The organism is Paeniglutamicibacter sulfureus, assembly GCF_039535115.1.
GTDB classification, from domain to species: Bacteria; Actinomycetota; Actinomycetes; order Actinomycetales; family Micrococcaceae; genus Paeniglutamicibacter; species Paeniglutamicibacter sulfureus.
The window spans coordinates 181,290-199,997 of sequence record NZ_BAAAWO010000001.1; the positions used below are offsets into that span (position 1 = coordinate 181,290).

General features: G+C 64.1%; 15 protein-coding genes. 7 read left to right on the forward strand and 8 right to left on the reverse strand.

Annotated elements, in window-relative coordinates; genetic code table 11:
• Positions 1–12: 12 nt before the first annotated feature.
• The 5 genes from ABD687_RS00775 to ABD687_RS00795 form a co-directional block, all read right to left on the reverse strand.
• Complete coding sequence (locus ABD687_RS00775) at positions 13–450, reverse strand: OsmC family peroxiredoxin (RefSeq protein ID WP_264270627.1); 438 nt, start codon at positions 448–450, stop codon at positions 13–15.
• Between the two features lie 180 nt (positions 451–630).
• Positions 631–981 carry a hypothetical protein gene (locus ABD687_RS00780; protein ID WP_264270628.1) on the reverse strand — a complete coding sequence of 117 codons (351 nt, stop codon included), beginning with the start codon at positions 979–981 and terminating at the stop codon, positions 631–633.
• A gap of 127 nt (positions 982–1,108) precedes the next feature.
• On the reverse strand, positions 1,109–2,872 hold the full coding sequence (gene sucB, locus ABD687_RS00785; RefSeq protein WP_310288079.1) for a 2-oxoglutarate dehydrogenase, E2 component, dihydrolipoamide succinyltransferase: 1,764 nt from the start codon (positions 2,870–2,872) through the stop codon (positions 1,109–1,111).
• Between the two features lie 146 nt (positions 2,873–3,018).
• Positions 3,019–4,398 carry a dihydrolipoyl dehydrogenase gene (gene lpdA, locus ABD687_RS00790; RefSeq protein WP_264270630.1) on the reverse strand — a complete coding sequence of 460 codons (1,380 nt, stop codon included), beginning with the start codon at positions 4,396–4,398 and terminating at the stop codon, positions 3,019–3,021.
• 303 nt (positions 4,399–4,701) lie between these two features.
• On the reverse strand, positions 4,702–6,216 hold the full coding sequence (locus ABD687_RS00795; RefSeq protein WP_310288074.1) for a leucyl aminopeptidase: 1,515 nt from the start codon (positions 6,214–6,216) through the stop codon (positions 4,702–4,704).
• Between the two features lie 408 nt (positions 6,217–6,624).
• Between ABD687_RS00795 and ABD687_RS00800 the strand changes: the two genes are divergently transcribed.
• From ABD687_RS00800 to ABD687_RS00815, 4 genes are all read left to right on the forward strand, one after another.
• Positions 6,625–7,560 (forward strand): proteasome assembly chaperone family protein, encoded by a 936-nt coding sequence (locus tag ABD687_RS00800; RefSeq protein WP_310288071.1) that lies wholly within the window; start codon positions 6,625–6,627, stop codon positions 7,558–7,560.
• On the forward strand, positions 7,560–8,879 hold the full coding sequence (locus ABD687_RS00805) for an MFS transporter (protein ID WP_264270633.1): 1,320 nt from the start codon (positions 7,560–7,562) through the stop codon (positions 8,877–8,879). The genes ABD687_RS00800 and ABD687_RS00805 overlap by 1 nt, the downstream gene beginning before the upstream one ends.
• Before the next feature lie 144 nt (positions 8,880–9,023).
• On the forward strand, positions 9,024–10,181 hold the full coding sequence (locus ABD687_RS00810) for a DUF4192 domain-containing protein (protein ID WP_310288066.1): 1,158 nt from the start codon (positions 9,024–9,026) through the stop codon (positions 10,179–10,181).
• 294 nt (positions 10,182–10,475) lie between these two features.
• The gene (locus tag ABD687_RS00815; protein WP_264270635.1) at positions 10,476–11,699 is read left to right on the forward strand and encodes an RNA polymerase sigma factor; all 1,224 of its coding nucleotides are present in this window, start codon (positions 10,476–10,478) and stop codon (positions 11,697–11,699) included.
• A 198-nt stretch (positions 11,700–11,897) separates the two neighbouring features.
• Here ABD687_RS00815 and ABD687_RS00820 read toward each other — a convergent pair whose 3' ends face one another.
• On the reverse strand, positions 11,898–12,122 hold the full coding sequence (locus tag ABD687_RS00820) for a DUF7455 domain-containing protein (RefSeq protein WP_264270636.1): 225 nt from the start codon (positions 12,120–12,122) through the stop codon (positions 11,898–11,900).
• A gap of 199 nt (positions 12,123–12,321) precedes the next feature.
• Here ABD687_RS00820 and ABD687_RS00825 point away from each other — a divergent pair, with 199 nt between their 5' ends.
• Positions 12,322–14,427 (forward strand): DNA gyrase/topoisomerase IV subunit B, encoded by a 2,106-nt coding sequence (locus tag ABD687_RS00825; RefSeq protein WP_264270637.1) that lies wholly within the window; start codon positions 12,322–12,324, stop codon positions 14,425–14,427.
• Positions 14,428–14,500: 73 nt separating this feature from the next.
• On the opposite strand, the gene ABD687_RS00830 is transcribed toward ABD687_RS00825, so the two are convergent.
• Entirely contained in the window at positions 14,501–15,463 is a 963-nt protein-coding gene (locus ABD687_RS00830) for a M56 family metallopeptidase (protein ID WP_264270638.1), read from the reverse strand.
• Between the two features lie 23 nt (positions 15,464–15,486).
• The gene (locus tag ABD687_RS00835) at positions 15,487–15,861 is read right to left on the reverse strand and encodes a BlaI/MecI/CopY family transcriptional regulator (RefSeq protein WP_217389836.1); all 375 of its coding nucleotides are present in this window, start codon (positions 15,859–15,861) and stop codon (positions 15,487–15,489) included.
• A 204-nt stretch (positions 15,862–16,065) separates the two neighbouring features.
• On the opposite strand from ABD687_RS00835, the gene ABD687_RS00840 reads away from it, so the two are divergent.
• Together ABD687_RS00840 and cydB are read left to right on the forward strand one after the other, a co-directional pair.
• The gene (locus ABD687_RS00840; protein ID WP_310288059.1) at positions 16,066–17,640 is read left to right on the forward strand and encodes a cytochrome ubiquinol oxidase subunit I; all 1,575 of its coding nucleotides are present in this window, start codon (positions 16,066–16,068) and stop codon (positions 17,638–17,640) included.
• A 29-nt stretch (positions 17,641–17,669) separates the two neighbouring features.
• Positions 17,670–18,692, forward strand: a complete 1,023-nt coding sequence (gene cydB / locus ABD687_RS00845) for a cytochrome d ubiquinol oxidase subunit II (protein WP_302266181.1) — start codon at positions 17,670–17,672, stop codon at positions 18,690–18,692.
• Positions 18,693–18,708 lie beyond the last annotated feature (16 nt).

An 18,708-nucleotide genomic window follows, 5' to 3' on the forward strand; every position in this document is an offset into this window, starting at 1 on the left:
ACGGCACGGCGACTAGTTCAGGTGGGCGTCCAGGGTGATGGAGGGGACGGCAGCCAATGCGACGGAGACGGGGCATCCTTCCTTGGCGGCGTTTGCGTGCTTCTGGAATTCAGCGGCATCGATCCCCGGAATGGAGGCCTCGAGGGTCAAGCGGATTCCGCTGATCTTGGCGCCGTCGGTGGTGTCGAAGTCCACCTCGGCGGTGGTTTCCAGCTTCTCGGCCACGTGGCCGGCCTGCTTGAGGATGTTGCTCAGTGCCATCGAGAAGCAGGATGCATGGGCCGCGGCGATCAATTCCTCGGGGCTGGTCTTGCTCTCGGCTTCCTCGGTGCGGGCCTTCCACGTCACCGGGAACGTTCCGAGGCCCGAGGTCTCGAGGGTGGTCGCCCCTGACCCGGACGCCAGGTCTCCTGTCCAAACGGTGCTTGCGCTTCTGGTGGTGACTGCCATGGTGACAACTCCTTGAATCTGCAACTGGACGAAGGCGAGCGCCTCCACGGCAATCCTATGGCCCGGGACAGTCGAACCCAAGGAACCTCTTAAATGGCGGAGCGGTGTGTCATCGGGACTCCCGATGACACACCGCCACTGTTCTCCGGCGCGGGGCCGGGTGAAACTTCGCGCGAGCGTTTAGACCCAGAGGGTGGCCACCGCCATGGCAATCAGTGCGGTGCCGCCGGTGCCGTGGGCCAGGCCGGTCGGAACCTCGAGGCCCTTCTTGATCTTCCGACGGCCCAGGAGGGCTGCGACGAAGACGCCGACGGCCAGCAGGAGCTTGACGGCGATCTTGGCATGGTTGACCTGTCCGTCACCCATTTCGGCCAGTCCGACCAACAGCAGGCCGGTGACCAGCTGGGCGATTGCGCCATACCACTGCCAGATGTTCACGGTCGGGGTCTTGAACGTGGCGAGCCAGCCGCCGACGATCGCGGCTGCACCCAAAACGTGCAGAAATATGAGGATTGCATGCAAAAAGGTCATGCCAGCAAGCCTAATGGAAACTGCACACCACAATGAATTCGTCCCGGCAATGGTGGTCGAGAACATAGCAAAGGGGACGGTCACCGCCCAAGGGCAGTGGCCGTCCCCTTTCACAGGCTACCTGGGGTTAGAGGCCCAGATCGGCTTCGAAAGCGCCTTCCTCAAGGCGTGCCTTCAGCGTCTGCAGGAAGCGACCTGCATCGGCACCGTCGACCAAACGGTGGTCGTAGGTCAGCGACAGGTACATCATGTGGCGGATGGCGATGGTGTCGTCGCCGTCGACGCCGGTCACCACAACCGCACGCTTCACGATGGAACCGGTTCCCAGGATGGCAACCTGCGGCTGGTTGATGATCGGGGTGTCGAAGAGCGCGCCGACCGAACCGATGTTCGTGATCGAGAACGTTCCGCCGGACAGTTCGTCCGGACCGATCTTGTTGTCGCGGGTGCGCTTTGCCACGTCGGCGATCTTGCCGGCCAAGCCGGCAAGGTTCAGGTCACCGGCGTTGGAGATGACCGGAACCAGCAGGCCCTTGTCGGTGTCCACCGCAATCGCCAGGTGCTCGGCGTTGTGGTAGGTGATCTCCTGCTTGGACTCGTCGTACTCGGCGTTTAGCTTCGGGTGCTGCTTCAAGGCCTCGGCCACGGCCTTGGCGATGAACGGCAGGAAGGTGAGCTTGGAGCCGTTGACGGCAGCGAACTCGTTCTTGGCGGCGTTGCGCAGCTTGGCGACGCGGGTCATGTCGACCTCGTGGACCTGGGTCAGCTGGGTGGAGGTTTCCAGCGACTCGCGCATGCGGCGAGCGATGACCTGGCGGATGCGCGGGGCCTTGGCGACGGTGCCGCGCAGCGAGGACGCGACAACCGGTGCCGCTGCCTTGGCAGCAGGCGCAGCGGCGGGAGCCGTGGAAGCAGCCGCGGCCGGGGCGCTCTTTGCGGCGGCAGCCGCATCGATGACGTCCTGCTTGCGGATGCGTCCGCCGACACCGGTGCCGGTGACGGTCGCCAGGTCGACGTTGTTCTGGTTGGCCAAGCGGCGAACCAGGGGGGTCACGTAACCGTCGTTGCCTGCGGCCTCAGCGGCCGGAGCCGGAGCGGCGGCCGGAGCAGCAGGAGCCTCTGCGGGGGCGGGTGCTTCAGCAGGGGTTGCAGGGGCCGGGGCCGGAGCGGCTGCCGGTGCAGCAGGAGCTTCAGCGGGGGCCGGTGCTTCAGCCGGGGTTGCGGCGGCCGGAGCCGGAGCGGCCTCGGCCGGGGCTGCAGGTGCTGCTGCTCCCGCTGCGCCGACGATGGCCAGGACGGCGCCGACCTCAACGGTCTCGTCTTCCGCAACGCGGATTTCCAACAGGGTGCCGGCGACCGGGGAAGGAACCTCGGTGTCGACCTTGTCGGTGGAAACCTCGAGCAGGGGCTCGTCAACGGCAACCTCTTCGCCAACGGCCTTGAGCCAGCGGGTGACGGTGCCTTCGGTGACCGACTCGCCCAGGGCCGGGAGGGTGATCTCGGTGCCCGATGCGCCGGCAGCCGGTGCTGCAGGTGCCTCGGCGGGGGACGGTGCGGCGGCTGGCGCTTCCGGTGTTGCAGCGGGTGCCTCGGCAGGTGCGGCGGGAGCCTCGGCGGCCGGTGCAGCCTCTGCGGGTGCCGAGCCGGAACCCGAACCATCGCCGATGCGAACCAGTGCGGCTCCAACTTCGGCGGTCTCGTCCTCGGCCACGAGGATCTCTTCGATGACGCCGGCGACCGGCGAAGGGATTTCGGTGTCAACCTTGTCGGTCGAGACCTCCAGCAACGGCTCGTCGACCTCGACGCGGTCGCCGACCTGCTTGAGCCAGCGCGTAACGGTGCCTTCGGTGACGCTTTCACCCAGGGCGGGCAAGTTCACGGTTTCAGACATCTTGTTCCCGTTCTCCTATTAACTAAAAAATTGTGTGCGAGAGATCCGCGGTTTCCCGCACATCCCGTGGGAGGTCAGTGCCTCCGAGCTTAGTGCACCGGGCATGCGTTCCGCGGGGGAACGCATGCCCGGTGAAGCAAATGTGACTAACCGTGCAGTGGCTTGCCGGCCAGGGCCATGGCGGCCTCGCCGAGCGATTCGTTCTGCGTCGGGTGTGCGTGGATGAGCTGTGCGACATCCTCCGGGTAGGCTTCCCAGTTCACGATGAGCTGTGCCTCGCCGATCTGCTCGCCGATGCGCCCGCCGATGCCGTGGACGCCCACGATGGGGCCGTTCTTCACGCGCACCATCTTGATCAAGCCGGAGGTGCCCAGGATCGAGGACTTGCCGTTGCCGGCCAGGTTGTACTCGGTGGTCTCGATCTGGTCGTCACCGAACTTCTTCTTTGCTGCGGGCTCGGAGTAGCCGACCGAAGCGATTTCCGGTTCGCAGAAGGTGACCTTCGGGATGTTGATGTCCTCGACGACAACCGGCTTCAGGCCGGCGATCTCCTCGGCGACGAAGATGCCGTGCTGGTAGCCGCGGTGGGCCAGCTGCACGCCCGGGACGATGTCTCCGATGGCGTAGATGTTGCCCACGCCGGTGTGGCAGCGCTCATTGATGAGCACGAAGCCACGGTCCATCGGGATGCCCTGCTCTTCGTAGCCCAGGCCCTCGGTGACCGGGCCGCGGCCCACGGCCACCAGGACGATCTCGGCTTCGAGGGTCTTGCCGTCGGCCAGGGAGACCTTGACGCCGTTGGCGTCCTGCTCGACCTTTTCGAAGAAGACGCCGGTGTTGAACTTGATGCCGCGCTTCTTGAAGGCACGCTCCAGGTTCTTGATGATCGCCGGGTCCTCGTTGGGGACCAGCGAGGGCAGGCCCTCGACGATGGTCACCTCGACGCCGAAGGACTTCCACACCGAGGCGAACTCGACGCCGATGACGCCGCCGCCGAGCACAATGGCGCTCTTGGGCAGGGTGTCCATGTTCAGGGCCTCGGTGCTGGTGAGCACGCGACCGCCGATTTCGATGCCCATGGTCTTGGAGGTGGAACCGGTGGCGAGGATGATGTTCTTGCCCTTGTACGCCACTCCGTCAACGTCGACGGTGTCCTGGGAAACCAGGCGGCCGTTGCCTTCGATGACGGTGACCTTCTTCATCTTCAGCAGCCCCGTCAGGCCCTTGTGCTTGCCGGCGACGATGCCGTCCTTGTAGCTGCGCACTGCACCCAGGTCGATGGAATCGAGGGTGGTGTTGATGCCGTACTTCGCGCCTTCGCGAGCGTTCTCGGCCAATTCGGCGGAGTGCAGGTACGCCTTGGTGGGGATGCAACCGGTGTGCAGGCAGGTGCCACCGAGCTTGGCCTTTTCAATCAAGCCAACGGTGAAGCCCAGCTGGACGGCGCGCAATGCTGCCGAATAGCCTGCGGAACCGCCGCCGAGAATGAGGATGTCGAATTCTTGCGTTGCTGCCGATTCGGCCACGTGAACGCTCCCTCGTTATGAGTAGTGGCCGACGTTGTGGTCGGCCAGTGGGTCTATGGGGTGTACGTGCGGGCCCCGTGCAGGGCTCGCGCAAATACGGTGATGCTAGTGATCTATCAGGATTACCTTATCCCCCTGATACGCGCTCGGCCACATACGGTGAGGCAGATTGCGCACGCCTGTGACCGGTCGCACAGCGGCGGGGGCTTTTCGGTGCGGCCCAGGGACCGCCGGGGCCGTCCAGGCGCGCATATCTACTACAGGGGGTAGAAATACGTGCCTGGCGGGCGGAGCTCCCGGGGGTTATTTCGCGGAGGCCATTTCCTCGGCCAGTGCCACCAGCGTGCGCACCGAGGAACCGGTGCCGTTCTTGTGGGTGTAGCCGTAGGCGGCCTGCTCGTTGAAGGCGGGGCCGGCGATGTCCATGTGTGCCCAGGGGATCTTGGTCCCGTTGGCCTCGCCCACGAACTCGTTGAGGAACACCGCGGCGGTCATCATCCCGCCCATGCGCTCACCGATGTTGGCCAGGTCGGCGACCTGCGAATCGATGGTGGGGCGCAGTTCCTCGGGCATCGGCATGGCCCAGGCGGTCTCGCCGGCTTTCTCGGCGGCGGAGACCACGGCGTTGCGCAGCGTCTCGTCGCCCATGACTCCGGCGGTGCGCAGGCCCAGGGCAACCATTTGCGCCCCGGTCAGCGTGGCGACGTCGATCAGTGCGTCGGGCTTCTCGGCGCTGGCGGCCACAAGTCCGTCGGCCATCACCAGGCGGCCCTCGGCGTCGGTGTTCAGCACCTCGACGGTCTTGCCGCCGAGCATGGTGATCACGTCGCCCGGACGGGTCGAGGCGCCGCCGGGCATGTTCTCGGCCAGGCAGAGCCAGCCGGTGACGGTGATCGGCAGGCCCAACTCCGCAATCGCGACGATCGCCTGGAAGATGGTGGCTGCCCCGGCCATGTCGCACTTCATGGCGTGCATTCCTGCGGCCGGCTTGATCGAGATGCCGCCGGTGTCGAAGGTGATGCCCTTGCCCACCAGGGCCAGGTGCTTGCCCGCCTTGGCCGGTGCGTATTGGATCTTGACCATGCGCGGCTTGCGCTCGGATCCGCCGCCGACGCCCATCAGGCCGCCGTAGCCGTCTTTTTCCAGCTTTTTCTCATCGAGGATCGTGACCTTCAGCGGCAGGCCCTTGGTGGAGTCCTTGACCTCCTGCGCGAAGGAAGCCGGGTACAGCACGTTGGGTGCGACGTTGACCAGGTCGCGGGTGGCCCGCACGGCGCGCCCCAGGATTGCGGCGCGCTTCAGTGCGGCCGGCAGGTCCGGGTCGGCCGACGCGGCAGTGGCAATGACTGCCTCGGTCAGCGGCAGCTTGGCGGCCGGCGTGGAGCGGTGGCTGTTGAAGTGGTAGGCGCCCAGGGCCACGCCTTCGGCCACCGCGGCTGCCTGTTCGGGGGTGGCGGCCGGCAGGGCGAAGACCACCGTCGAGAGACCGGCGAGCTGGCGTGCCGCCGAGCCCGCGCCGCGGCGCAGCGCCTCGGTGGTCAGTGTGGATTCCTCGTGGGACCCGAGGCCGGCGAGTACCAGGATCCGGGCCTTGGTCTCGTCGCCGGCCGGAAAGCGGACCAGCTCGTCGGCCGCACCGGTGACGTTCAAGGCCGACAGCGAGGCCTGGAGGGAGTCGGTGACCTTGGCGCTGAAGGGCGAGGCCACCAGGACGGGACCATCGGTGCCCTTGACGACACCGAGAACCAGGGCGTCCGCGCCCAGGCGCTTGATGTCGGTCGAAACGGCGGTCAGCTTGAGATCGATGGAGTTGATCACGGAACGATTCCTCTTCATTGGATTCTGTGCATGCATGTCAGGTGCCCATGCGTCGAAGGAGGCGGGACGGCTGCCGCGTACCGGGGTCCCCGGGACGCAAAAGCCGATCGGCCTTTAGCGATCGTATCGCTGAGACCGATGCCACAGCGCATTCGTCGGCCAATCGGCCTAGAATTGGATGCGGGCCACGGGAAGAAATCGCCGTCAGTTGGGGTTGACCCCCAGTAGTAGGCGACCGAAAGAACCCCGACTGGGTTCATCCGGCCCGCACCATGTCCCTGGTTTCCCTGTCGTTGGCATTGCACCGAATCGGTCGTGCCCGGGGGACCGGAGGCCACCTTGAGCCAGAGCCAAGGCGATGGTGTGGCCGGTGAAACCCAGCGATGCAACCCGAAAGGAGCAGCGGCAATGCTTGACCCACAATCCTTGGTCAGGTTCGAAGACCTCGACCTGGACGCACCCGAGCTACAGGGCCTTGACCTGCTCATCGGCCTTCGCGGCCACGCAGATGCCGGCCATGCGCTGGCCCAGGTGCGCTCCGAGCTGCTGGACTCGCTGGAACCGAAGCTTATCGCCTCGTTCGATACCGACCAGCTGGTCAACTACCGCGAGCGACGCCCCCAGATTTCCTTCCTCGGCGACCACTTCGCTGCCTACCAGGCCCCGCGCCTGGAGCTTTACCGCCTGACCGATGGCCTGGAGCGCGACTTCCTGTTCCTGACGGGAACCGAACCGGATCTGGCCTGGGAACGGGTCACCGCCGCGATCGTCGCCTTGGTCGAGGCGTTCAATGTCCGATTGTCCGTTTCCTTTGACGCGGTGCCGATGCCGGTTCCGCACACCCGCCCGCTCGGTGTCACCGCACACGGCAACCGCAAGGACCTGATTGACGGGATCTCCACCTGGACCCCGACGGCGGAGCTGCCGGCGAGCCTGGCCAGCCTCATCGAGGTACGCCTGATTGAAGCCGGCAGGGACGCGGTGGGTTATTCCATCCATGTGCCGCACTACCTCTCCGAGGCCGAGTACCCGCAGGTTGCCGTGGGCGTCCTGGAATATGTCGGCGCCGCCATGGAGCTGGGCCTGCCGACCGACCGCCTGCGCGAGGCGGGGCGCAACCTCGAATCGCAGATCGCCGAACAGGTTGCGGCGACGCCCGACGTCGCCAGGATGGTCGAAAACTTCGAGGAACGCTTTGACCAGCACGTGCCGGATATCGAGCGCCGCTCGCTGCTGGTCACGCCCGATGCCGAGGTCCCCGGCGGCGAGGAACTTGCCCTGGCCGTGGAGGCCTTCCTGTCCGGCTTCCCCGAACAAGGTGGCACGGCCGCCAAGGACTCCTAGTGGCCAAGGCCGAACACCACGACTCCGTCCGCTCGTGGGTGGTGTGGATAGTCAGCATCACGGCCTACCTCATCGCAGTGACCCAACGCACCAGTTTCGGTGTGGCCGGCCTGGAGGCCACCGACCGCTTTGACGCATCGGCCTCGATCCTTGCCACCTTCTCCGTTGTGCAGCTGGTTGTCTACGCCGGGTTGCAGATTCCTGTCGGCATCCTCGTGGACAGATGGGGACCCCGGGCCATGATCACTGGGGGAGCGGCACTGATGATGGTCGGCCAGCTCCTGCTGGCGATGGCGGATTCCGTCGGTGCCGGCCTGGTCGGACGGTTCTTCGTCGGTGCCGGCGATGCGATGACCTTTGTCTCGGTCATCCGGCTGCTGCCGATCTGGTTCTCCGGATACCGGATTCCGATGCTCACCCAAGCCACCGGCATGGTGGGCCAACTGGGGCAGCTGCTCTCGCTGATCCCGTTTGTTGCCCTGCTGCACGCGTGGAGCTGGACCCCGGCCTTCCTTTCCCTGGCGGCGCTGTCCGTGCTGGGCTTTGTCCTGGCCCTGGTGCTCATCAGCAACGGACCGCTCAGCAACGAGGTTCCACCGGCCCCCGCCCGTGCCCGCGTGCTGCTTTCCAATGCGTGGCGGGAACCGGGGACCCGGCTGGGCTTCTGGACGCACTTCACCACCCAGTTCACGACCAACGTCTTCCTGCTGACCTGGGGCTACCCCTTCCTGGTTTCCGGGCAGGGCGTCAGTCCGGCCACGGCTTCGGGCTTGCTATCCATTTTCGTCCTGGTTGCCCTGGTGGCCGGTCCCGTCCTTGGTTCGGCCGTGGCGCGCCATCCGCATCGACGGTCGGCGATCGCCTTCAACGTCATTGGGGCGATCGCCCTGAGCTGGCTGGTGGTGCTGCTTTGGCCGGGACAAGCGCCGATGTGGCTTCTGGTTGTCCTGATCGTATGCGTTGCCTTGGGCGGGCCGGCCTCCATGATCGCCTTTGATTTTGCCCGCACCTTCAACCCGTCGCACGTGATCGGCACGGCCACCGGAATCGTCAACGTCGGGGGATTCCTGGCCGCGCTCGTCACGGTGTACGTGGTGGGCTGGCTGCTTGACCTCCAGCAGAAGGCTGCGGGTTCCGGTGCCGAGCTCTATTCCCTTGATGCGTTCAGGTGGGCGCTTTCCTTCCAGTTCCTGGTGCTTTTCGGTGGCGTGATCGGCATGGTCATCACCCGCAACAAGGCTCGCCGCAACATGGCCGCGCGTGGCGATTACACCCCGCGGTCCGCTCGGGGGCTGTCCGGGCGCACCGAAATCGAATAGCGCGCCCTCTGGGCGCACGGCTCTCTGCCGGCACCACTGATCCGCACACGGGGGGAGACCCGGCGCGATTCCAGGGGCGCGCGTATCCACAGGCATCCGGACGTCTCCTGCCGCCGCCGTTGACCGGGGCGCAGCATGGGGTGCATGACTACTACACCTTCAGCGTCGAATTTTTCCCTGGCCAGCCCCGAAGAGGTCTTGGCATACATTCCCCACGCCTTGGGCTTTTACCCCCGTAATGCGGTGGTCCTGCTGATCATGCAGGGCAAGGGCCTTGCCGCCACCCTTCGGGTTGACCTGCCGGCGGCGGAAGGCTCGAGCGACTTGGTAGCCCAGTGGGCCGACCAGCTGGTTCAGCTGGTGCACAAGGTACCCGATGCCACCGCAGTCTTTGCCGCCGTCTACACCGGACAAGGCCCCACCGGGAACCATGACTCCCTGCCCAGGCACGAACTCGTGGAGCGGCTCGCGCCCGAGCTCGTTCGCTCGGGAATCCAGGTGCGCGATGCCTGGTTCGTGGGCACCATTCGCTGGCATAGCTACTTCTGCCTCAGCGAAAACTGCTGCCCCAGCGAAGGCTTCGACCTGCCGGACCTCGCGCTGACCGAGACCCACCTGAGGATGGTTGTCGCCGGGTCGGCACCCGAGGACCAACTCTGGGACGGCACAGGGATTGCCGAATGGGAGAACAAGAATGAAGTGCGGTCGAACCTGGATATCCTGGCCGCGGAGTTCTCCGGAACCGTTCCGCGGGAGTCGCTGATCAAGGACTGGGCCCGGCTGCTGGATGAGGATCCGGTCGTCGCCGAGCGTCGGCTGCGAACGGATGACGTGTTGTGTGCGTCGTTGCTGCTTTCCCTCAACGACCGCATGATTCGGGACATCCTGCCCTATCTGGCGGGCCGGGGCACGCTTCAGGCGTTCGAGGCGCTGAAGGAAGTCTCGCGAGGGGTCGAATTCGGGCGCGCATCACAGGACTTCTCCGATTTCCTGCTGGGAACCGCGGCGTGCACGCCCGAGTGGGACCGGCTTGAACGCTTGTGGTTTTTTTGCCGCGACCTGCTTGGCGTCGCGGAACGCGAGGAGACGTCCGCGTTGCTGTGCCTGCTCGGTTGGGTGAACTGGGCCAAGGGCAAGGGGAGCTCGGCCCTGAAACTCTTTGGGACGGCCCTGGCAAATGATCCGGACTACCGGCTGGCGCAACTCATGGCCAAACTGCTCGAATCGGGCGAGATGCCCTCGTGGGTGGCCGATCCGGCGCGCGCCTGGCGGCTGCGCTTGGAAGGACGGCTCAGTGCATGATGCAGGAGGGAAACCCGGTGGAAGATATTTCACCGGCACACGCGCCCGATGAATCTGCGTGACCCCGAAACGTGAGACACTGTTAACCAACAGACCCGGTTGGGTTCGTGTTCCATGGCTATCAAGCCGGCACCATCGAGTTGGTTCGATGGGAACAAATGGCGGGAAAAAGGCGTTCCACTTACTGGACCCTGAATCCCGACTCGTCGTTAATCGGCGGGACGCGGACTTGACAGGGTCATAGTGGTGTTACCGGTAGGTGGCATCGCGGACGAACCGTGAGAAAGGTATTTCGTGTCTTCTGAGACGACCACCAATGGCCAGGCAGCGGATGCTGCCGCCGATCCGCAGGATGCAACTACGGATAAGGCTGCTGCCGTGCCGGCTGCCGACAAGGCCGCCACCGCGAAGAAGCCTGCTGCAAAGCGGGCTCCTGCAAAGTCCCGTGCCAAGGCCGATGAGGACGTAGAGTCCGAAGAAGCTGAAACCGACGCCGACGATGCCGAGCAAACCCCGAAGGCACCGGCCGTCGACGAGAACTCCAAGGGCTTTGTCCTCACTTCCGACGAAGACGATGCCCCGCAGCAGCAGGTCATGGTTGCCGGAGCCACTGCCGACCCGGTCAAGGACTACCTGAAGCAGATCGGCAAGGTTGCCCTGCTGAACGCCGAGCAGGAAGTCGACCTTGCCTTGCGCATCGAGGCAGGCCTTTTCGCCCACGAGAAGCTTAACGCCGACGAGGGCAAGATGGACAAGCGCCTGCGCTGGGACTACGAGCAGATCGTGCACGACGGCAAGATCGCCAAGAACCACCTGCTCGAGGCCAACCTTCGCCTCGTGGTGTCGCTGGCCAAGCGCTACACCGGTCGCGGCATGCTCTTCCTTGACTTGATCCAGGAAGGAAACCTGGGCCTGATCCGTGCAGTTGAGAAGTTCGACTACACCAAGGGCTTCAAGTTCTCCACCTACGCCACCTGGTGGATCCGCCAGGCGATCACCCGAGCCATGGCGGACCAGGCCCGCACCATCCGTATCCCGGTGCACATGGTGGAGGTCATCAACAAGCTGGCTCGCGTGCAACGCCAGATGCTTCAGGACCTCGGCCGCGAACCCACTCCGGAAGAGCTCGCCAAGGAACTGGACATGACCCCCGAAAAGGTCGTCGAGGTCCAGAAGTACGGTCGCGAGCCGATCTCACTGCACACCCCGCTGGGTGAAGACGGCGACTCCGAGTTCGGTGACCTCATCGAGGACTCCGAAGCCGTGGTCCCTGCCGATGCCGTGTCCTTCACCCTGCTGCAGGAACAGCTTCACTCGGTTCTCGATACGCTCTCCGAGCGCGAAGCCGGCGTTGTTGCCATGCGTTTCGGCCTGACCGACGGCCAGCCCAAGACCCTTGACGAAATCGGCAAGGTCTACGGCGTGACCCGCGAACGCATCCGCCAGATCGAATCCAAGACGATGTCCAAGCTTCGTCACCCCTCCCGTTCCCAGGTCCTGCGCGACTACCTGGACTAGGAGTTCGGCCTCAGGGCCCGATGCAGGTGCCGGTGTTTTCCCCAGCTAGTCAGGGGTCGACACCGGCACTTTGTGTCTTAAGCAGCGGGTCGTCATTGGCCTGGCGCATCCGGGAGGTCCCGCCAAACGACAGCGGGACCCCGGCATCAAGCCAGGGTCCCGCCCAAAGGTCATCTCAGCATGTGGCTGGCGACTCTCTTAGTCCTCGTCGTCGAAAACGGGCTTCTCGTAGAGACGCGCCGTTTCGTCTTGCCATTCGTTGGTCAAGGGGCGCAGCTTTCCTTCTACCGCGCGAGCGTGGTGTCCGCAGAAGAATAGCTCACCACCGGAGGTCTCCAATACCGCACGCACAAAAGCCTGTGCACCGCACCGGTCGCAACGATCAAGGGCATTCAGCTCTCGGGTTACTGCGGTCGTTGTCATGATGACCTCCTTCATTCGATGTGTACTCAATACAACCAGCAATAGGGCTATTTTCTTCGTGAAAATACGACCTTTCGCTCACCGCGTAGCACGTCAGGGGGTGAGCTGCCGCTCACTGGCGGCACGCATCAGCGAAATGGCGGGCCCAGAGACTATTGTGGTTAGCGTCGTTCCGACGTTTTTGAGGAGTTCAATAACCGTGGCCAAAAGCACTGACTACAACGCCCGACACCTATCCGTCCTGGAAGGGCTCGAGGCGGTACGCAAACGTCCGGGCATGTACATCGGTTCCACCGATTCGCGTGGACTCATGCACTGTCTTTGGGAAATCATCGACAACTCCGTCGATGAGGCACTGGCTGGCCACGGCCAATCGATCAAGGTCTTCCTGCACGCCGACGGCTCAGTGGAAATCCACGACGACGGCCGCGGCGTTCCGGTGGACATCGAACCAAAGACCGGGCTCTCGGGCGTCGAAGTGGTCTTCACCAAGCTCCATGCCGGCGGCAAGTTCGGCGGCGGCTCCTACACCGCCTCCGGCGGCCTGCATGGTGTGGGTGCGTCCGTGGTCAACGCGCTTTCTTCCCGTCTCGACGTTGAAGTGGACCGTGGTGGCAAGACCTATGGGATGCAGTTTCGCCGCGGCGAGCCCGGACGATTTGCCGATACGGGCAAGCCCAAGCCCGACTCCAACTTCGAACCCTTCTCCACGGCCTCGGTGCTTGACGTGGTGGGCAAGGCCAAGCGAGGAGTCACCGGCACCCGCGTGCGCTATTGGGCCGATCGACAGATCTTCACGCCCGATGCCAAGTTCTCCTACACCGAATTGCAGGCACGCGCCCGCCAGACATCGTTCCTGGTGCCGGGACTGAAGATCACACTGCGCGACGAGCGCGGCCTGGTCGGCACCCTGGGGGAGGATGGCCCATATGAAGAGGTCTTCCACCACGACGGCGGGATCTCCGAGTTCGTTGAATACCTGGCCAACGATGCGGCCGTCACCGATATCTGGCGTTTCCACGGCTCGGGAACGTTTAAGGAATCGGTGCCGGTGATCGATGATTCGGGCCACAGCCGGATCACCGAGGTGGAGCGCACCTGTGAGGTGGACATCGCCTTGCGCTGGGGGATTGGTTACGAGACGAACCTGCGTTCCTTCGTCAACATCATTTCCACACCCAAGGGCGGAACACACCAAACCGGCTTCGAGCAGGCCCTGCTCAAGACCTTCCGCAAGGTCATCGAGGCCAACTCCCGCAAGCTCAAGGCCGGGAACGACAAGATCGAGAAAGACGATGTCGGTGCCGGGCTGACTGCGGTCCTGACGGTGCGCCTGGCCGAACCCCAGTTCGAGGGCCAAACCAAGGAAATCCTCGGCACCTCGGCGGTGCGCTTGATCGTTGCCAAGGTGGTCGAGAAGAGCCTCACGGACAAGCTGAACTCCACGGCCAAGGGCGACAAGACCCAGGCTGCAATGCTGCTGGAAAAAGTGGTCAGCGAAATGAAGTCGCGCATCTCGGCGCGTGTCCACAAGGAGACCCAGCGACGCAAGAATGCCCTGGAAACTTCCTCGCTCCCCACCAAGTTGGCGGACTGCCGCAGCACCGACACGGACAGGACCGAGCTCTTCATCGTCGAGGGTGACAGCGCCCTGGGAACCGCCCGCCTGGCGCGCTCCTCGGACTTCCAGGCGCTGCTGCCGATTCGGGGCAAGATCCTGAACGTGCAAAAGGCCTCGGTTGCCGACATGCTTTCCAATGCGGAGTGTGCCGCGCTGATCCAGGTGGTCGGGGCGGGCTCAGGCCGAAGCTTCGACATCGAGGCCGCACGCTATGGCAAGGTCGTGTTGATGACCGATGCCGATGTCGACGGCGCGCACATCCGCACCCTGTTGCTGACGCTGTTCTTCCGCTACATGCGGCCCATGGTTGAACAGGGCAGGGTCTATGCGGCAGTGCCACCGTTGCACCGCGTGGAGGTCATCACCCACGGCTCCAAGGACAACGAGATGGTCTACACGTACTCGGAGAACGAGCTTCACGAGGTATTGGCCGCCCTGGAAAAGGATGGCAAGCGCTACAAGGAACCTATACAGCGCTACAAGGGCCTGGGTGAGATGGATGCCGACCAGTTGGCCGAGACCACCATGGATCCGCGGCATCGCACCTTGCGCCGGGTGGGGCTGGAACATGCCGAATCGGCCGAGCGCGTCTTTGACTTGCTGATGGGTTCGGATGTGGCACCGCGCAAGGAATTCATCATTTCAGGAGCCGAGCTCCTTGAACGTGACAGGATCGACGCATAACGGGAAAACAATGGCCGGCCGGTGCCCTCGTAGGCGCCGACCGGCCATTTCCATGTTCGAACACGGAGCTGGATCAGCTGAAGAGCCCCGGGGCCACCAACATTGTGGTGGGCAGTGCCAGCAACAGCAACGCGGCCGTAAGAATCAGGGAGCGCACCATGGTCGACAACGGTGGCTGCGGTCTCAACAGCCGCCGCAGGCGATGCGACGAAAGCTCTTCGGTCGGTGCGCCGCCGGTGCCTGCGGTCGGCAGGGCAGCCGGCCCCCGCTCGGCCGGTTCGCCCAGTGCTCCCGTGGCGACTGTCAGCAAGGCGCGGAGCAAAACGGGGGCGGTCACTACCCGAAGGGCCGCGTCATCGGCGAGCATCTCAACCAACTCCTGGACGGCGGCCAGCGAGTGCTTGGCCGTTGGCAACCACGGCAGGGCATCGTTCCAGGAGGCGAAGGCCAGCAGGAGAAGGTCGTGGCGTTGCTCCAGGTGGGCCTTTTCATGGGCCAGGACTGCTTGCAGTTCATCCTCGTTCAATCGCTGGACCAGGCCACGCGAAAGCACGGTAACGGACCCGGCGAAGCTAGGAAGGCAATAGGCAATGGGGGTCTCGTGGTCCAGCACCAGGGTTCCGGGATTGGCGGTGGATTTCTGGCTGAGCAGTGAAAGGATGTGCCTGTGCCGTGCGCGCTGGCGGGTGATGCGCCAGGTGGCCCGGATCAAGGTGAGCACCAAATGGATTCCCAGCAGTGCTGCCGTGCTCAGGGCAAAGATGTGGATGGTTCCCGGGGAGGCGACGTCCGCATCGCCGAGGACGAGCCTTGCCCCGCCTTCCAGCGCACCCAGGAGTGAGTTTCCAAGTGGCTCAAGGCCCCAAAAGAGCATCGCGCCGATCATGGACAGTCCACCTGCCAGGGCGATGGCTTGCCAAACCACCATCGCAGTAAAGGGGGATCGGGCCGTCCATTGGGCGCGCGAAAGGGCGACGGGTACGGGCCATGCCAAAAGAATGGCCAGTCCAGCCAGGAGATAAGACGTCAGCAGCACGTTGGTAACCGTGCCGGTCGTCGCTAGGCGTTACGTGGTGTATCGAGGAGCAGGCGCAATGACTGTGCTTCCTCGGCGGAGATGCCGCCGATGAAGCGGGCCAATACGGCTTCGCGATCCAGCACGGTACCCAGGGCTTCGTTCATCAAGGACACGGTGTGGTCCTCGCGGCTCGTCACCGACGTGTAGCGATGCGGACGGATGTCGCGCTCACGCGCCACCAAGCCCTTCTTTTCCAGTCGGGCCAACACCGTCAGGACGGTGGTCACGGCAAGTTCCTTGCCCTCCACGTCGCCGGGTGCTGCGAGCTGGTCGCGAAGTTCATTGGCCGTGAGCGGGGATTCGGCATCCCAAAGGAGTTCCATTACTGCGCGTTCAAGGTCGCCAAGAGTGGCCAATCTCATTTCCTTACAAAGTGTTCCAGGCCCCGTGTAGCTAACGCAGAGGCCAGCGGGAAGTGTGTTGAGTGCTTCCCGCTGGATCCAGTTTACCGCGTTGGGGCCAAATGTTCTACAGTGGGTAGAAAGGAAGTTCTACGGATCGTAGAACTCGGGGTGCGGGGCCGAAGCAACGCCGCGAATTACTGCACTGAAGGGTTTGGCATGGATGCACTGGAAATTGCCAGATGGCAATTTGGGATCACCACCGTTTATCACTTCTTGATGGTTCCCTTGACGATCGGCCTGGGGCTCACGGTCGCGGTGATGCAAACCGCGTGGCACCGCAGCGGCAAGGAAGAATACCTGCGCATGACCAAGTTCTGGGGAAAGCTTTTCCTCATCAACTTCATCATGGGAGTGGCCACCGGCATCGTCCAGGAATTCCAGTTCGGCATGGCCTGGAGCGAATACAGCCGCTTCGTCGGAGACGTCTTTGGTGCACCGCTGGCCATGGAGGCGTTGCTGGCGTTCTTCCTTGAATCCGTCCTCCTGGGGCTGTGGATCTTCGGCTGGGACCGGCTGCCCAAGCGCCTCCACCTGGCAACGATCTGGATTGCCTCCCTGGCCAGTATCTTTTCGGCCTACTTCATCCTGGTGGCCAACTCCTGGATGCAGCATCCCGTCGGCACCGAAATCGTCGACGGCCGCGCCACCATGGTCGATGCCTGGGCAGTCTTCACCAACAACACCGCCCTGGTCACGTTCCCGCACACCATCTTCGGGGCGTTTGCCGTCGCCGGCGGATTCCTGTTGGGCATCTCCTGGTACCACCTCCACAAGCGCCGCCAGTCGGGCATTGACACCGTGGACGCCTCGGGCAAGGTCGTGGTGGGGGAGTCTGCAACCTTGGGGAAAAACCGCGACAAGGTCGACTACCAGGTCTGGATCAAGTCGCTGCGCATTGGCGCCGTCGTGGCGATGGTTGCGTTCATGGGTGTTGCCCTCTCCGGCCACGCCCAAGCCCAACTGATGATCCAGCAACAGCCGATGAAGATGGCAGCCGCGGAAGCGGCCTGCCATGACGGCACGGGGTTCTCCCTGTTGTCGGTGGGCGACCTTCGGGGCGGCGGCGCAACAACCTGCGACGACGTCGTCGGCGTCTTCGAAATTCCGGGCTTGCTCTCCTTCCTCGCCCACGACAACTTCACGACCGAGGTCAAGGGGGTAAACACCCTCCTGCCCGAGTACCAGGAAAAGTACGGAACCCACCTTCCGGACAACCCGATCTACGGTGATCGCGCCGGAACCGAGATCAACTACCTTCCGGTCATGGAGGTCACCTACTGGGGCTTCCGCCTGATGATCACCCTGGGCGGACTCTCCGCGGTTGCCGCGGCGGTGGCCCTGTGGCTGACCCGCAAGGGAACCGTGCCTCACAGCAAATGGATCTCCAGGCTCGCCGTCCTGGGAATCCTGGCACCTTTTGGCGGAAACGCCGCGGGATGGATCTTCACCGAAATGGGTCGCCAGCCTTTCGTGGTGGCACCCAACCCTAGCTTCCAAGGCATCGACCAGGTCTTCATGTACACCGCGGCCGCCGTCTCTCCGGGGGTGAGTGCGGGGGAGATGCTCTTCTCATTGATCTCCCTGACCTCCATCTACGCATTCCTGCTGGTGGTCGAGGTCGTTCTGCTGACCCGTTACGTCCGTGGCGGGATCGGTTCGGCCATGCCCGAGCTCGATGGGCACCCCGATGACCAGGACAAGGACACCGACGTGCTGTCCTTCGCCTACTGACCGCCGACTCAAGAGTTAGGACTGTACAAGTGGATTACCTGCCCACACTGTGGTTCATCCTGATAGCCGTGCTCTGGGGCGGCTACCTGTTCCTTGAAGGTTTCGACCTGGGGGTGGGGATGCTCATGAAGACCTTCGCCAAGAACGAGAAGCAGCGCCGCGTGCTGCTGAACACCGTCGGCCCGGTCTGGGACGGCAATGAGGTCTGGCTGATCACCGCCGGGGCCGCGACCTTTGCAGCGTTCCCCTACTGGTACGCCTCGCTTTTCTCAGCCCTCTATGTCCCACTGACCTTGGTGCTCGTGGCCCTGATTTTCCGGGCAGTGGCCTTCGAATACCGCGGCAAGGCACACACCCATGCCGTGCGAAAGGCCTGGGACTGGGCCATCTTCCTGGGCTCCTTTGTCGCCGCTTTCGGCGTCGGGGCGATGCTGGCGCTGAGCACCACCGGACTTCCGCTGAACGCCAACGGCGACCGCGTGGGCGGGCCCTTTGCCTGGTTCAACATATACGCGGTCCTCGGCGGGCTCGCCGTTGTGGCATTCTGCCTGATTCACGCGTTGGCCTTCCTCGGCCTCAAAACGGACGGGGACATCCGCACCCGGGCGGCACGGCTCGTGGCCCGCTGGCTTCCCGTGGCCTTGCTGCCCATGGCCGCATGGGCGGTTGCGGTGGTGCTGCTGAACCACAGCATGGCCGCCGTGGCACCGCTGGGCCTGGCCGTATGCGCCCTGCTGTTCGCCTGGTTCCAGGCGAGCAAAAACCACGAAGGCCTGGTTTTCATCGGGTTGGGCATCTTCCTGCTGGCGGGGGTCGCGGCAATTTTCACCGCCGCATATCCCAACGTCCTGCCCTCCACCATTGACGCTGCCTTCAACCTGACGGTGTCCAACGCATCCTCGACCCCCTACACCCTCAGGCTCATGAGCATCGTGGCGGCTTTCGGCCTGCCCATGGTCCTGGCCTACCAGGCCTGGACCTACTGGGTGTTCCGCAAGCGGGTCACCGAGGTCCACATTCCCGAGGCACACACCGTGACCTCGATCGTCTGACCGGCACGAGGAGAAA